Annotated in this window: 14 protein-coding genes, 1 tRNA gene and 1 pseudogene; 8 read left to right on the top strand and 8 right to left on the bottom strand. The window is 39.7% G+C overall.

Going from position 1 to position 15,298, the window contains the following annotated elements; genetic code table 11:
• Window positions 1-18: 18 nt before the first annotated feature.
• Window positions 19-1,371 carry a chromate efflux transporter gene (gene chrA / locus E0H87_RS08285; protein WP_131323148.1) on the bottom strand — a complete coding sequence of 451 codons (1,353 nt, stop codon included), beginning with the start codon at window positions 1,369-1,371 and terminating at the stop codon, window positions 19-21.
• Window positions 1,372-1,373: 2 nt separating this feature from the next.
• Window positions 1,374-2,294: a chromate resistance protein ChrB domain-containing protein gene (locus E0H87_RS08280; RefSeq protein WP_131323147.1), complete on the bottom strand. Its 921-nt coding sequence runs from the start codon at window positions 2,292-2,294 to the stop codon at window positions 1,374-1,376.
• Between the two features lie 316 nt (window positions 2,295-2,610).
• Between E0H87_RS08280 and E0H87_RS16290 the strand changes: the two are divergent.
• Window positions 2,611-2,785, top strand: a pseudogene (locus E0H87_RS16290) (AlpA family phage regulatory protein).
• Window positions 2,786-2,837: 52 nt separating this feature from the next.
• On the opposite strand, the gene E0H87_RS08270 reads toward E0H87_RS16290, so the two are convergent.
• Together E0H87_RS08270 and E0H87_RS08265 are read right to left on the bottom strand one after the other, a co-directional pair.
• The gene (locus tag E0H87_RS08270; RefSeq protein WP_131323146.1) at window positions 2,838-3,836 is read right to left on the bottom strand and encodes an NADP-dependent oxidoreductase; all 999 of its coding nucleotides are present in this window, start codon (window positions 3,834-3,836) and stop codon (window positions 2,838-2,840) included.
• 49 nt (window positions 3,837-3,885) lie between these two features.
• A complete protein-coding gene (locus E0H87_RS08265) occupies window positions 3,886-4,689 on the bottom strand; it encodes an oxidoreductase (protein ID WP_131323145.1) in 804 nt (267 codons plus the stop codon).
• Between the two features lie 239 nt (window positions 4,690-4,928).
• Between E0H87_RS08265 and E0H87_RS08260 the strand changes: the two genes are divergently transcribed.
• From E0H87_RS08260 to E0H87_RS08245, 4 genes are all read left to right on the top strand, one after another.
• Window positions 4,929-5,942 (top strand): alpha/beta fold hydrolase, encoded by a 1,014-nt coding sequence (locus E0H87_RS08260; RefSeq protein WP_131323144.1) that lies wholly within the window; start codon window positions 4,929-4,931, stop codon window positions 5,940-5,942.
• A 39-nt stretch (window positions 5,943-5,981) separates the two neighbouring features.
• Window positions 5,982-6,845 (top strand): alpha/beta fold hydrolase, encoded by an 864-nt coding sequence (locus E0H87_RS08255; RefSeq protein WP_131323143.1) that lies wholly within the window; start codon window positions 5,982-5,984, stop codon window positions 6,843-6,845.
• Between the two features lie 47 nt (window positions 6,846-6,892).
• Window positions 6,893-7,222 carry a helicase gene (locus E0H87_RS08250; protein ID WP_131323142.1) on the top strand — a complete coding sequence of 110 codons (330 nt, stop codon included), beginning with the start codon at window positions 6,893-6,895 and terminating at the stop codon, window positions 7,220-7,222.
• A gap of 65 nt (window positions 7,223-7,287) precedes the next feature.
• Window positions 7,288-8,541, top strand: coding sequence for an NADH:flavin oxidoreductase/NADH oxidase family protein (locus E0H87_RS08245; RefSeq protein WP_131323141.1), 1,254 nt, complete (start codon window positions 7,288-7,290; stop codon window positions 8,539-8,541).
• Window positions 8,542-8,958: 417 nt separating this feature from the next.
• On the opposite strand, the gene E0H87_RS08240 is transcribed toward E0H87_RS08245, so the two are convergent.
• The 4 genes from E0H87_RS08240 to E0H87_RS08230 all read right to left on the bottom strand — a co-directional run bounded on the left by E0H87_RS08240 (window position 8,959) and on the right by E0H87_RS08230 (window position 11,458).
• Window positions 8,959-9,399, bottom strand: a complete 441-nt coding sequence (locus E0H87_RS08240) for a winged helix-turn-helix transcriptional regulator (protein ID WP_131323140.1) — start codon at window positions 9,397-9,399, stop codon at window positions 8,959-8,961.
• A gap of 177 nt (window positions 9,400-9,576) precedes the next feature.
• On the bottom strand, window positions 9,577-9,840 hold the full coding sequence (locus E0H87_RS16345; protein WP_413773114.1) for an integrase arm-type DNA-binding domain-containing protein: 264 nt from the start codon (window positions 9,838-9,840) through the stop codon (window positions 9,577-9,579).
• A gap of 100 nt (window positions 9,841-9,940) precedes the next feature.
• Window positions 9,941-10,016: transfer RNA gene (locus E0H87_RS08235), tRNA-Arg, on the bottom strand.
• Between the two features lie 86 nt (window positions 10,017-10,102).
• Entirely contained in the window at window positions 10,103-11,458 is a 1,356-nt protein-coding gene (locus E0H87_RS08230) for an amino acid permease (protein ID WP_131323139.1), read from the bottom strand.
• 315 nt (window positions 11,459-11,773) lie between these two features.
• Here E0H87_RS08230 and prpF point away from each other — a divergent pair, with 315 nt between their 5' ends.
• The 3 genes from prpF to E0H87_RS08215 all read left to right on the top strand — a co-directional run bounded on the left by prpF (window position 11,774) and on the right by E0H87_RS08215 (window position 15,292).
• Window positions 11,774-12,964, top strand: coding sequence for a 2-methylaconitate cis-trans isomerase PrpF (prpF, locus tag E0H87_RS08225; RefSeq protein WP_131323138.1), 1,191 nt, complete (start codon window positions 11,774-11,776; stop codon window positions 12,962-12,964).
• Between the two features lie 197 nt (window positions 12,965-13,161).
• On the top strand, window positions 13,162-14,127 hold the full coding sequence (locus E0H87_RS08220) for a GGDEF domain-containing protein (RefSeq protein ID WP_131323137.1): 966 nt from the start codon (window positions 13,162-13,164) through the stop codon (window positions 14,125-14,127).
• Window positions 14,128-14,383: 256 nt separating this feature from the next.
• On the top strand, window positions 14,384-15,292 hold the full coding sequence (locus E0H87_RS08215; protein WP_131323136.1) for a polyprenyl synthetase family protein: 909 nt from the start codon (window positions 14,384-14,386) through the stop codon (window positions 15,290-15,292).
• Window positions 15,293-15,298: the final 6 nt, after the last annotated feature.

Below are 15,298 nucleotides of genomic sequence, written 5' to 3'. Positions count from 1 at the left end.
TCATTCAATTCAGCTACATTAGAGAAAACTAAAACAAAGTAAGCCGACTAAAGCCGAAGCTGCAAGGACATACATCACTTTCAACTCAAAATAGAACAGTCCAATTAGAGCAGCAAATGCAATCAATGCAGCAACAAGATCAAAAGAACCACTAAATCCTGTTGGCCAGAGTACGTGATAACTAAAAAATAGCGCAAGATTCAGAATCACGCCAACAACCGCTGCTGTAATGGCAGTTAATGGTGCCGTAAATTTGAGCTCATTATGCGTTGATTCAATAATCGGTGCGCCAGCGAGAATAAAGACAAAGGAAAAAAGAAAGGTAAACCAAGTGACGATTGTCGCTCCAATTGCTCCTGCCAAGAATAGATGTTCTGAACCTAATAATGCATGATTGAATGCACCCAAAAAACCAACGAAGGCAACCACCATAATCAACGGACCGGGGGTGCTTTCGCCTAATGCCAAGCCATCAATCATTTGAGTCGGACTTAACCAAGCGTAATAGTTTACAGCCCCTTGATAAACATAAGGTAATACGGCATAGGCACCGCCAAAGGTGAGCAGGGCAGCTTTAGTGAAGAACCAAGCCATTTGAGTATAAGCGTGATCCCACCCAAGCATTAAGCTTAGACTCAGGATCGGAAGAAACCACAGGAGACCACCAATTAGCACAATACGGCCCAATCGTTTCCAGCTAAAGATTGCATGTTCGGGCGTAGGCGTATCATCATCAATTAAAGCCTGCCCATAATCTTTTTTACTCTGTTGATGGGTATTTCCGCCAGAAAATAGGCTTGGATATTTTTTACTGGTGAGATATCCAATGATCGCAGCAGAGAAAACGATTAAAGGAAAAGGTAAATTGAAGAAAAAAATCGCAATAAACGAAAGCGCTGCAATCAGCCATAAGAATTTATTCTTGAGTGATCGACTCCCAATTCGATGTGTTGCATGAAAAACAATTGCAACAACGGCAGGTTTAATCCCGTAAAACAGTCCCGCAATAATAGGGACATCACCAAATTTGACATAGACCCATGAAAGACCAATTAAAATAAAGAGCGAGGGTAATACAAACAGAATGCCTGCAACCAAACCTCCAGCGGTTCTATGCATTAACCAACCGATATAAGTCGCTAATTGTTGTGCTTCTGGCCCAGGCAAGAGCATGCAATAGTTCAGGGCATGTAAAAAACGTTTCTCTGAAATCCAACGCTTTTGTTCCACCAGCTCTTGGTGCATGACTGCGATTTGACCTGCGGGGCCACCAAAACTAATAAACCCTAATTTAAGCCAAAACAGAAAAGCTTGCCAAAATGAAACAGCTTGTATGTCTGCTTCAGGGGATGTAATCCGTTCTTGTTCCATGATTATTCTCTGGATAGGTTGGCATAGAGGCCATCAAAAATATGATTGGATAATTCAAATAATTGGTCATCGTTGTTGATTTGGCTTCGAAGACCTTGTATGACTTTTTCAATACCATTTGCTTCAGGAGGTTCAATCCCACCGACATCAAGGTAATGCACAATTTCAGCGATTTTTTTGAGTGCGGGTGTTTCTAAATTAAAACTATGCAAAAGAACTTCGAAGGTGACCCAATGATTCACGTGGCTAAACCTTGCGCCATCAAAATCGAATCCTAATGCTTCTTCAGGACAATCATCGGGAGTTTCTAACCACATAAAGGTAGGCTTGGAATCAATCAAAGTCTTAATCAGCCATGCAGAAGCTAGCCGATCAATCCAAGGTCTTTTTCGCGTTGCCCAAAGCTGGTTTTGATACTCTGCTTTGTCTAAAAGTTGAATGTGGGTTTGTATTGCATGAGGTTCATTGACTTCGCCCAGATGTGCAATCGAGCATTCTAATAATGAAAGTTCATTTAAAACCTGTGCTTGAGTTTCATCAGGGTAATAGTCAATTTTTACAATTGCATCGATACTTTTTCGGAGTTTACGAACTTGCTTGAGTAGCTCTTTCTTTTCTGCTTGAGTCAGGCTATCCCGTAATCCTGTAAGCTTTTGATAAATAGCATCGTATTCTTCTTTTCGACTGAAAATACTCGAAAGATCAAGATTTGAAAGGGACTCTGTATGGAATATATAAGCAGTTCCTTGCTCAGAAATAACATCATTGGCAATAGCATCAAATTTCTCGCCATGTGCAATCGGGAGTACATAGACGCCATCTCTAAGGGTTGCAGCGCCACTTGCCTTAAGAGCGCGCCACACCCGCATCCGAGTAGTTGTGTTCTGTGTGGGAAGTGATGAGATGAGCAAAGATATTTTCATGTTATATACTCAACATATTTTGTTAAGTATATTGTATTTTTATAATTATTAGATCATATTTTATGCAAATAATATATCCAAAATGGATATGAACCAGAGGTTAATACGCGTTCCTTCTTATTTTCTTTTTGAAATAAATATCGGCAATTGGCTTTGGGGTTTTTAGGATAATTTTAAAATTTTTGTATATAAAATAAATATATAGATCGTTATCACCTGCTGATGCCAAATAGTGATTTAATTTTGAGCACGTCTTGAATTCATCGGAATAAATTTGTCCGCTACCTCTTTTTTTTCTATTTCGTAAATACTGAATATGGTCATGCAAATTACAAGTTTAAGTCGTGCAACGATTTAAAACATTAGAAATGAAAAGCATAAACAGTATGCTCCAACGTTCCCCCAAAAAAACTAATTTAACAGCTGCTCGTGTTGGTTGGTCAGTTTGGGAGATTCATCCGTGGATCGAATCTAAGTTGGTGAGTCGATAAAAACGGGGAGCTTTGGCTCCCTTATTTTTTATTTGAATCTCTGGTTTTTATATTAATCTGCAATTTTTAACACGACTTTACCTTTTGCTCGTCCAGTATTTACATATTGAAAAGCGTCTTTAATTTCATTGAATTCATAAGTCTTATCAACGATTGGATTTATTTTCCCCGACTCGACTAATTTTGAAATTTCAGATAGCTGCTGACCATTCGGTTGCATAAACAAAAATGAGTAGGTGATGCCTCTTTTTTTGGCTTTATTTCGGATTGACCAACTTAAAAAGGGGATAATACATTTCAGTAACCAGTTGGCTTTGATTGCTTCTGCGAACTCACGATCTGGTGGACCTGAGATACTGATAATACGCCCACCACGTTTAAGGACATTTAGAGACTTCTCTAAGGTTTTTCCACCTTGCGTATCTAACACTACGTCATAGTCTCTAAGTTCTTGTTCAAAATCAGTGGTTTTGTAGTCTATGATAATGTCTGCGCCTAATGCTTTGACCCATTGAGCGTTTTTACCACTCGTGGTTGTCGCAACAGTCGCACCTAAGTGTTTCGCAAGCTGAATAGCAATTGAGCCAACACCGCCAGAACCAGCATGAATCAGTACTTTTTGTCCTGCTTGAACTCTCGCAATTTCGACCAAAGCTTGCCATGCAGTTAAAGAAACAAGGGGAAGAGACGCTGCGAGTTCCATAGAAATATTTTGAGGTTTCAGTGCCAGTGACGATTGATGAACGACCGTATATTCGGCAAAAGCACCATTCAGATCTGTCTTGGCATACACTTCATCACCGACTTTGAACTGAGTGACATTTGCCCCAACTTGAACAACTGTGCCAGCGAAATCATTGCCTAAAATAAAAGGAAATTGAACGGGCAGAATTGCCTTAAATTCACCTTCTAAAACTCTTAAGTCGAGTGGGTTAATACTTGCGGCATGAACTTTAATGAGTACATCATTTTCTGTTAGAACTGGTTTGGATTGTTCATCCAGTTGTACATCATTGATATTGCCGTAGCGGTTAATGTAGGCTGCTTTCATATTAGGACCTCTATTTTTTGAATTTTGTTTTAACGTTTTATAAGCATCATTAAACTTTCAAGCTGCGTTGAATTAATTTATCAAAGATCTTCACTGGGGCAAATTTTCGTAAATTCTTCAAATGTTTTGCTGCCTTGCCCGAGGTATAGCGGGGTAATATGTTTTGACTGTTGATGACCGTTAAAATGGTCTTAGCAACAACACTCGGATCATCTGACTTATTAATTGATTTTATCATTTGTAGATGTAGCTTCTCACGAATGTGGTCATACGCTGAGACTTTTGCATCTGCTTCAAGTAAGTTTATTCCTAATGAGGTTTTGGTATAAGCAGGTTCAATAAGTGAAACACGAATGCCTTGAGACCTTAACTCATGATCTAAAGACTCTGAATAACCTTCAAGCGCATGTTTTGATGCAGAATAAAGCGCACCAAAAGGTGTTGGTAAAAGTCCTAAAATTGAGCTGATATTTAGAATAAGTCCAGATTTCTGTTCACGCATGACTGGAAGTACCACACGGGTCATCCGGACAGCACCAAAAAAATTGGTATCAAAAATAGCTTGAGCTTGTTGCATAGAACTTTCTTCAGCGCCAGCTGGTGCGATTGCAAATCCTGCATTATTGATCAAAACATCAATTCGACCTTCATTCTGAATCACTTTTTCTATTGCATGATTCACTGAATCATCATTATTTACATCTAGCTCAATCAGATGGAATTTATATTGCAAAGCATCACTTGTACGTCGACTCGTACCGTAAACAATAAATCCTGCCTCATGTAAAAGCTCTGCTGTTGCTAAACCAATACCCGAAGATGCGCCTGTAATGAGAACTACTTTACTCGTCATACCAAATTTCTCACTTGTAATATGTTGGTGATTGGATAACCAATTTCACCTTGATGTTTTGATCATAATACAAAATTAAAATAGTTACTACTAAAAAGATAGTGACAATGTATTTTTGCCGGTGTATAGTTGGTATTAAATCGATACTTACTCTGTTTTTTATCTTTTCTCCCTTTGAAAGATCACTCATAAAAAAACAGATGAATCAGATCAATGAATTAAATTTGAGGATTAGAGAAATGAAGTTTTTATTAAATACAGTTGCTATGAGTTTGACGGCGATATCTATTTTTAGTGCTCCCTTAACTCAGGCAGAAGTTGTGCCATCGGTTTCTTTTAATGAACCATCAATTCAGGCACATAAAGTGTTATCAAGTGCTGTTAGCAATCCGCAAGCAGGGCAAAACGCTCAACAAGATACAAATTGGAAGAATGTACCAACTCAATTTATTAGTGCAGGTGGCGTTAACTTCGCTTACCGAGAATATGGTCAACAAAATGGTGGAACGCCTGTCATTTTTCTCAATCATTTGGCTGCTGTCTTAGACAATTGGGATCCAAGAATCATTGATGGTATTGCCGCGAAACATCACGTGGTGGTTTTTGATAACCGTGGTGTTGGTGCTTCTACGGGTGAACCTGCCCAGTCGATTGAACAAATGGCAGATGATGCCATTACTTTTATTCAAGCAAAAGGATTTAAAAAAGTCGATTTATTTGGTTTTTCAATGGGCGGCATGATTTCGCAAGAGATTGTTTTAAAACAGCCAAACTTGATTCGTAAAATGATTTTATCGGGAACTGGCCCCGCAGGTGGGATAGGAATCAGTACAGTAGGGCGAGTTTCAAATTGGGATTTAGTCCGTGGTATGACGACTCGCCAAGATCCTAAAGTTTATTTATTTTTTACTCGGACAGACAACGGTAAAGCTGCTGCAAAACAGTTTATTCAACGTATTAATGAACGAACTGAAAAGCGTGATAAAGAAATCACGCTTTCTGCCTATCGTGCTCAGCTTAAAGCACTCAAAAAATGGGGAAGTAAAAAACCTGCTGACCTTTCTGTGATTCAACAACCTGTGTTAGTTGCCAATGGTGATCATGACCGTATGGTTCCAACAGTGAATACCTACGACTTAGCAAAACGCCTCCCAAATAGCTCGCTCATTATCTATCCAGATGCAGGACATGGTGGGATCTTTCAGTTTAATCAAGATTTTGTAAAACAAACGCTCACGTTCTTGGCTAAATAAATTTAGACCCAATCAGATATTTAAATGAGGACAATGAAGATGACTGCAATTACACATCAAACAGCTGAAACCCAGTTTATAGAAGTTGATGGAGCAACATTTGCCTATCGTCGCTGGGGGAATCCAGACACTCAGCAACCGCCTTTATTTTTTCTTCAGCATTTCCGAGGCGGTTTGGACAATTGGGATCCATTGATTACAGATGGGTTAGCAGCAGGGCGAGAAGTTATTTTATTTAATGGTCGCGGTGTCGCTTCATCCACAGGTCAGCCACGTACTCGCATTGAAGATATGGCTGATGATGCTGCCGCAGTGATTCGTGCATTGGGTTTAAACCAAGTGGATCTACTTGGTTTTTCATTGGGAGGATTTCAGGCACAGGATTTAGTACGTCGTCACCCTGAACTGGTCAGAAAATTAATGCTTTTGGGTACAGGCCCAAGAGGAGGAAAACCACGCGGTGATGATCCAGATGTCCCTGCTTTGGTCTTGAAACATGCCACCAGTGCAGTGCCTTCCGAAGAGGACTTTTTATTTTTATTCTTTGGTCGATCACCAAAAGCAATTCAAGCAGGTCGTGATTTTTGGCAACGTCGTCATGAGCGTAAAGATCAGGATCCAGCAAGTTCAGTCGACGTAATGCAGGCTCAGATTGAAGCCAATATGCACTTTTTACCGAAGCTTGATGAACAAGACCCATTTGCACATTTACGTGAGATTAAACAGCCTACTTTTATCCTCAATGGTGTGGATGATGTGATGATTCCGACCATCAATGCCTATCAGATGGCACTGAATATTCCAAATGCACAGCTGTTTATTTACCCAGATGCAGGACATGGTGCCCAATTTCAGTACCCTGAACGCTTCGTAAAACATGCAATACAGTTTTTAGATGAATAATGCCCATGAGTTCGGTCCATTCAATTTGATGAATCAAGAAGATAAAAATGATGAAATTTAAATTATTGCTGTGGATACTGACCAAGCTCATGCAGCGTGCGGTAAAAAAGAATCCGAAATGTGCGGCTTATGTGAACGATAAAAATGTCACATTCCAAATCCAGACGGCAAGTGGTGAAGGGCGTTATTTTGAAGTCAAAAATGGCAAGATAAGTTCTCACGCAGGACAAACTAAATCTCCAAGTTTTACCTTTACCTTTAAAACAGGTAGTACGGGTTTTGCCGTGTTGTCAGCGAAAGATAGTGTCAATACGTTTCTAACTGCACTTAAAACACAAGACCTTGTCATTACCGGAAATTTTGTGGATGTGATGTAGTTTCAAAGTTTAGTGGACTTTATTCAACCCCATTCAAAACCCTCTTTAACTGTGTGAGATAAGCCATGACTCATCTGCAATTAAAAACGAATCTTTTGAATCAGCCTTTAACTTTACCGAATGGTGTCATCATTCCAAACCGGTTAGCGAAGGCTGCAACCAGTGAAACTTTAGCCAGTTATTCCAATAATCCAAACGAAAAACATGTTCGGCTATATCAGCGTTGGGCATCATCAGGGATTGGCATGATTATCACGGGCAACATTATGATTGATCGACGTGCCTTAGGTGAGCCTGGCAATGTTGTGATTGAAGATGAGCGTGATTTTGAAAGTTTAAAGAAGTGGGCGAAATGCGTTACCGAGCAAGGTTCACAATTGTGGGCGCAACTCAACCATCCGGGGAAACAATCACCAAAAGGATTAAATGTCCGTAATATTTCTGCATCGGCTGTGCCATTTGGGGCTGAAATGCAATCTTTATTTGCGACTCCCGATGAAGCAACTCATGATGAGATCATAGAGATTATTCAACGCTTTGGTCGTAGTGCAGTGATATGTAAAAAGGCTGGATTCAGTGGTGTTGAAATCCATGCTGCACATGGATATTTGATTAATCAATTCTTATCACCATTACACAATTTAAGAACTGACGAGTGGGGTGGTACACCTGAAAAGCGTCGTAAATTTCTAATGTCCGTTTATACAGAAATACGAAAACAGGTCGGTGCAGATTTTCCAATTGCCATAAAACTCAACTCCGCTGATTTCCAAAAGGGTGGATTTACTGAAGAGGATTCTTTAGAGGTCATTAAGGCATTAGCAGCCGCAGGGATTGACCTGATTGAAATTTCAGGTGGTACTTATGAGTCTGGTGTAGCTAAAGCACCGCAGAAATCTTCAACCATTGCGCGTGAAGCATTTTTTATTGATTTTGCTGAAAAAGTGAGAAAGCGTGTAACAACACCATTAATGGTTACAGGTGGCTTTAGAAGTGCGGAGGGAATGAATCAAGCGTTAGAATCTAATGCATTTGATGTTGTCGGAATTGCAAGGCTTATGGCAATAGATCCAGATGCAGCAAAATATTTGTTAGCAGGAACCAATAGCAAACAAAAGGTTCAACCGATTAAGACTGGCATTAAAAAAATCGATCATCTTGGAATTATGGAAGTGCTGTGGTACACCCGACAACTTAACCGTATTGCTCAAGGTAAAGCACCCAAACCTAAAGAGAGTGGCTTATGGGCATTTATCAAGTCAGTTTTACGCAGTGGTTGGGGAACGTATGCGACGCAGCGTACTCGAATAAAATCATGAATCGATCATTAAAATAAACCGTATAAAAAGGCACTTATATTGAGTCATGCCAGTCAGTTAAGAAATTGACTGGCATTTTATTTTTTAAATTCATGATGTTATTCGATATGTGAAAACGTCATCCGCAATTGTTCGAGGAAAGACTACTTTGGAAAAGTACAGTTTCTGCAATTTATTAATCAATAAAAGGTATTTGGCGAGTTTTGCGGTGAGGCGCACTGCGTCGCAAGATGCCTTTCTTGCGAACTCAAAATATATTTTGAGTTTCTCATTTGGGCTTATCTAAAGTAATAGATGAGCTCCAAATATTGGATTTAAAAAATGTAAGACTCGGTTGTGAAGAACCAAAAAGTTAAGGCGTTTATGACCAAACTCCTTAACTGATCAGTATGACCCATATTGAGTGCTTTTTTAGCTTTATTCAGTTTGTTGGTGAATAGCTCGAGTGCCAATTTCGGCTCCCGTCACTTGATCAATCACAATAGGCTTAATTTCAGTACCATTCTTAGCATCAAGGAATATAGGCATTTTTTCAGGATTTTCAAACGGTTTATGCTTACGTCCCCAAGCTCCAATCACAAACAGAACTGGTAGAAAATCTTGGCCTGCTTGAGTGAGTACATATTCTTCACGTGGCGGATGTTCAGAATATTGCCGTTTTTCAAGTAGTCCTTCATCAACTAAAACAGACAAACGTTTCGTTAGCATTGTGGGAGCAATACCTAAACTTTTACGAAATTGGTCAAATCGAGTAAAACCTGTATGTGCATCTCGTAAGATTAGCATGCTCCAAGCATCGCCAAGAACTGAAAGACTTCTTGCAATTGGACAGACTTCAAGACTGGTATTTTTGCTCATAAGAATTAATCAATTTAAAAGTTACTACTGAAATAATAGTAACATATTTTAATATACGAAACTAACTCTAAGAGGGGATAGTAACAATTACTGTTTCTAAAAATTAAAGAAAGTTACGATCAGTTTTTATCTTTCCACAATAATCAGCCCATCTCTGCATCATCTCTTTTCTCTTCTCTAAATGTTTGGCACGGTTATGGGCTTCATCTCTTCTAATGTGAGCTTCTGCAAGGCTAGTCGTTGGGTAGATACCAAAATTAATGTAATGGTATTACGTGTTTTAGTGTAAGGGCGACTGTAGTCAAACTTCCAATATTTATAACCATTTTTGTGAATGAATAGATAAAGCCCCCAACCATCTGAAATTCGTTGGTGCTGGTTTGGATCTGCTTTGAGGCTTTTGATCTTACTATCGGTGAGACTTTTGACTATCTTGGGCATTTTTACAGTACAAGGTTTTGCATATAAAATTTTGTAGTGTAAAAATATTAGTCTACAAGATATTTAATAAGATCAATTAAAATCAAAATAAACCATAAAATGGTGCGCCCTGCGGGACTCGAACCCACGTCGGTCGCTTAGGAGGCAACTGCTCTATCCAGTTAAGCTAAGGGCGCTAAAGTGGAAATAATGTACCTGATTTTAAAGCAAAAAAAAAGTTATTGCCAAGGCAATAACTTTTTTAAATTCAACCCAAAGTTACTTAGCTCTTGGTTGGTTTAATCATTTTAAAGAAGATTAGCATTAACACAATCCACACTGGAATCATCAGTACAGACTCTTTAAAGCCTTGCGTCCACATAATGTATAGCACAGTTGCAATAAAGATCAGGACTAAATAGTTGCTTACTGGTGACCAAAGCGCAGGGAATTTAGTTAGAGTTGAGCTGGCTTTCATGGCTTGACGGAATTTTAAATGTGTCAAACTAATCATTGCCCAGTTCAATACCAATGCACCCACAACGATATACATTAAATGACCAAGCGCATCTTCAGGGACAAAGTAGTTTAACAATACGCAACCGAAAATGAGCAATGCCGAGAACAATACCGCAGGAATTGGCACCCCTTGTTTGTTCACTTTCAAGAAAACTTTTGGCGCATTTCCCTGTTCCGCTAAACCAAACAACATACGGCTATTGGCATACATCCCACTGTTATATACAGATAAAGCCGCAGTTAGAATAATGAAATTCAGTAAATGCGCGGCCCATTGAATGCCCATTTGGCTAAAAATCATCACGAATGGACTTTTGTCCAAACCACCCAAATCCAATTGGTTCCAAGGCACTAAAGACAACAGAATAGTCAATGAACCCACATAGAAAATCAGGATACGGAACACAACTTGGTTGATGGCTTTAGGAATCGTCTTTTCAGGATCTTTAGCTTCTGCTGCTGCCATCCCAATCAGTTCAATCCCCCCAAAGGCGAACATTAGGAAAGCCAACATATAAAATAGACCTTCAAAGCCATTCGGGAAGAATCCACCGTGTGTCCAAAGGTTGCTAAATGAAGCCGTTGAGTTTGCGTCTGCGGTAAATAATAAATATAAACCGAATACAATCATGGAAATGACGGCAGCAACTTTAATAATTGCTAACCAGAATTCCGACTCTCCATAGAACTTTACATTACCCAAGTTAATGAGGGTGATGACAACGAAGAAGAACAGTACCGAAGCCCATGCAGGGATAAAAGGCCACCAGTAATTAATATATTTAGCGACTGCGGTGAGTTCAGTCATCGCCACTAAAATATACAGAATCCAGTAATTCCAACCAGCAAGGAAGCCAGGGAATTTGCCCCAGTATTGATAAGCAAAATGACTAAATGAACCAGCAACAGGTTCATGGACAATCATTTCCCCCAACTGACGCATAATTAAAAATGCAATTAAACCACCAATGGCATAGCCTAAAATGATGGATGGACCTGCAGATTGGATAACCTGTGCGGAACCTAAGAATAAGCCTGTACCAATTGCGCCACCCATGGCGATAAGTTGGATGTGACGGTTCTTTAAGCCACGCTGAAGTTGTGAAGAGTTATTGTTCAAAGTTCTCAGCCCGACGATGAATGTATATGGATTGTAAAGGATTGATTACACTTAGCCTAGTAGATGAACGATCGGTCAAATCATTTCACTATGCGTATTTCTTTTTTAACATATAAAATTGAATGATGAATCAATTGTTTAGATTTATTTAAAAAATGACTCTATCGTTCTGCATGCTGTAAAAAAAATGATCAAACGTTGATTTTTTATACTTAAGTCCTGCAAGACAATTTTTTTTCATAAAAAGCAGTATGATGGATAAGGTTTAAACGAAGCAATCTGTTAAAAAAATGAATCAGGAAGGATAGAAGGACAATGATTTTCGCTCCTCAAATTAAAATTCCAGCGACTTATATGCGTGGCGGTACCAGTAAGGGTGTGTTTTTTAAGTGCGATGATTTACCAGAAGCTGCACAGGTGGCGGGTAAAATTCGTGATCAAATCTTGCTGCGCGTCATTGGTAGTCCAGATCCGTATGCAAAACAAATTGACGGGATGGGTGGAGCAACATCAAGCACCAGTAAAACCGTCATTTTAGCGAAAAGTACACAAGCTGAGCATGATGTCGATTATTTGTTTGGACAAGTGTCTATCGATCAACCTTTTGTGGATTGGAGTGGTAACTGCGGTAATTTAACCGCTGCTGTGGGCTCATTTGCGATTTCCAATGGTTTGGTGGATGCGGCACGTATTCCTGAAAACGGCATATGTACGGTACGTATTTGGCAAGTCAATATTCAAAAAACCATTATTGCACATGTACCTATTACCAATGGACAAGTTCAAGAAACAGGTGATTTCGAACTTGATGGTGTGACGTTCCCCGCGGCGGAAGTTCAGATTGAATTTTTAGATCCTGCGGATGATGGTGAAGATGGTGGTGCCATGTTCCCAACAGGAAATGTTGTGGATACGCTAGAAGTACCAGAGGTGGGGACATTCTCAGCGACATTTATTAATGCGGGTATTCCGACGATTTTCTTAAATGCTGAAGATATTGGCTATACGGGGACAGAACTCCAAGAAGCAATTAATGGTGATGCTGCGGCATTAAAGTGTTTTGAAACCATTCGTGCATATGGTGCAAAGCAGATGGGCTTGATTCAGGACATTGCTGAAGCGGCTACACGCCAACATACACCCAAAATTGCCTTTGTTTCCAAACCGAAAGCCTATGTATCTTCGAGTGGTAAAGCCATTACCGAAGCAGATAGCGATTTACTGGTACGTGCATTGTCGATGGGTAAGCTGCATCATGCCATGATGGGGACGGCTGCTGTTGCGATTGGTACTGCTGCGGCAATTCCTGGAACATTGGTAAATTTAGCAGCAGGTGGCGGTGCACGAGAAGCGGTACGTTTTGGACATCCTTCAGGGACATTGCGGGTGGGTGCGCAAGCGATCTTGGAAAATGGTCAATGGCAGGTGAAAAAAGCCATTATGAGTCGTAGTGCTCGCGTATTGATGGAAGGCTGGGTACGCGTGCCTGAAGATTGTTTAAAATAAGCTATTTCTAGCACATTGTTAAAGCCCTTATCTTGTTGATAGGGGCTTTTTTATTGGTTATTGCTTAAATATGAATAAGCAATTCATAAATTTGTATATATTATATTTTTATAAGCTATCCGTTTTATATTTGAATGTTTAGAGCCTAATTTTTGCTAGCATTTTGCGTAGCTTTAACCTAAAAAAATGTATGTATTATGAATGCACATTCTCTTCAAAATAATTTAAATATTAATACCCATGAAGTGTTAGATTCTTTGCCCTTGGCAACCGCATTACTCTCACCTACAGGAGATATTTTGTTTGCCAATCGCTTTTTTGCAAGTGGTTTTGATGTTTCAGTTGAGCAGATGTATTTACAAAATCTCGCACAATTTTCTGAAGCATGCTTTCAGGTGTTTAGTCAAAATGTATTACGTTTCAGACAAGGGCTTTCAGTCGAACCCTTTGAATATCAAGTGTTTGGTCGCTATTATTGGGTCATGTTGAAGCCGAATTATAGTGACAATGGTGAAGTACAATCTATTTTATTATGTTGTTCAGATATTTCCAATTTAATGCATAAGCAAATTCAGTTTGAGGCAAGTCATTTAGAACTTCGACGTATCAGTGAAAAGGATCATTTAACGGGTTTATCTAATCGTCGTGTTTTTGATTTGAAATTAAAACATTATTTGTATGGCATGACGCAGCATACAATATCCGAACTAACGCTATTGCTGATCGACATTGATAATTTTAAACAAATGAATGATCTCTATGGGCAAAATTTGGGGGACAATGTGCTCAAAGCTTTGGCACGGACATTATTCAATGTAAGCCCGATTGAAGTTGCACATCATATTTATCGTATTGGCGGAGAAGAGTTTGCGATTTTATTGCCGAACTTTTCCTTACAGCAAGGTTGTGAGCAGGCAGAAGTTTATCGCAGTTCGGTTGAGATTTTAGGACAGCATTTCCGTGGTCAAATTTTGCATGAATTGTCTATTTCAGTGGGTGTGGTGAATACTCAGGAATTTATGTTTGCTCGCTCATTCTATGAGTTGGCAGATCAAGCTCTATATTGTGCTAAAAAAGGGCTTAAAAATAGCGTGTATTATAGTACCCATACCGAATGTTATTCCTACCCAAAACAGCAGCGATGTCATGAGTCTTGTTTATAAGTAATAGAGTTCTCATTGTGTGGAAACGTACGGTCTGAGCTAAGTGGAAGTAGGTTTTAATGCAGAATACTTTAAGTTGCTTGGCTGAAATGAAGTATGCCGTCTATAGCATTAAGATTTATCAAACTAACTTTTATCAAATCTAGATCAAGGTGTATGGCAGGCTTCGCATTTAGCGTACAATCACGAGTAATCCGAACTTTGATGGTCATGCAGCATCTTTGTGGCGCTGTATAGCAAAATACTCGAGGCAAATGTGTCATCTTTAACTGACGTACAAAATAATACGTTGCATCAAGCGCAACAGCAGATTCAGCAAGATCTTCTTGCCGCATTACAGGCTTTTTCTTTACCAGAGCCGTTAAAAAGTGCAGTGCATCATGCGGTGATGTTGGGCGGAAAACGCGTACGTCCAGCCTTATGTTATGCCACAGCAGCAATTCGCCCCAATCAGAATAGGGCAGCCGTGCGTCGTGCAGCCGTAGCGGTAGAATTGATTCATTGCTATTCCTTGGCACATGATGATTTACCTTGCATGGATAATGATCAGTTGCGACGTGGTCAGCCGACTTGTCATGTGGCTTATGGGGAAGATACTGCGCTTTTAGCTGGTGATATTTTACAATCTATGGCATTTGAAGTTTTGGGTAGCCGCTTATTTGACCAAGGTGAAGCGGTTGACCCGTCTATCGTACTTAAGCAAATGCAAATTCTAGCGACAGCTTCGTCAAAAATGGTCTGTGGGCAGGTACTAGACTTACAGGCTGAAGGCAAGCAAATTGATCAGCAGGCTTTAGAAACCATTCATCGTAATAAAACGGGTGCTTTAATTACTGCGGCAATTATGATGGCAGCGGTGACGATTTTTCAGGGCACGGATCCTGCGATTCCGCAATTACGTCAGTATGGGCAAAATATTGGTCTGGCTTTTCAAGTCCAAGATGATATCTTAGACATTATTGCCAATACAGAACAACTCGGTAAGACTGCGGGTAAAGATGAACAGGTCGATAAGTCGACGTATCCTGCATTAATGGGTTTAGAACCAGCCAAAGTTTATGCGCAAAACTTGCATGACCAAGCGTTTGCAGCTTTGCAGTTTTTTGAAGGGCAAGCGCAAGAATTAGAGCAAATTTCTCAATTCTTATTGGCTCGACAATTTTAAGCAGTA

The organism is Acinetobacter sp. ANC 4178, assembly GCF_004331175.1.
Classification (GTDB): Bacteria; Pseudomonadota; Gammaproteobacteria; order Pseudomonadales; family Moraxellaceae; genus Acinetobacter.
The sequence above is the reverse complement of the archived record's forward strand: the minus strand, read 5'-3'. Positions and strand labels throughout refer to the sequence as shown.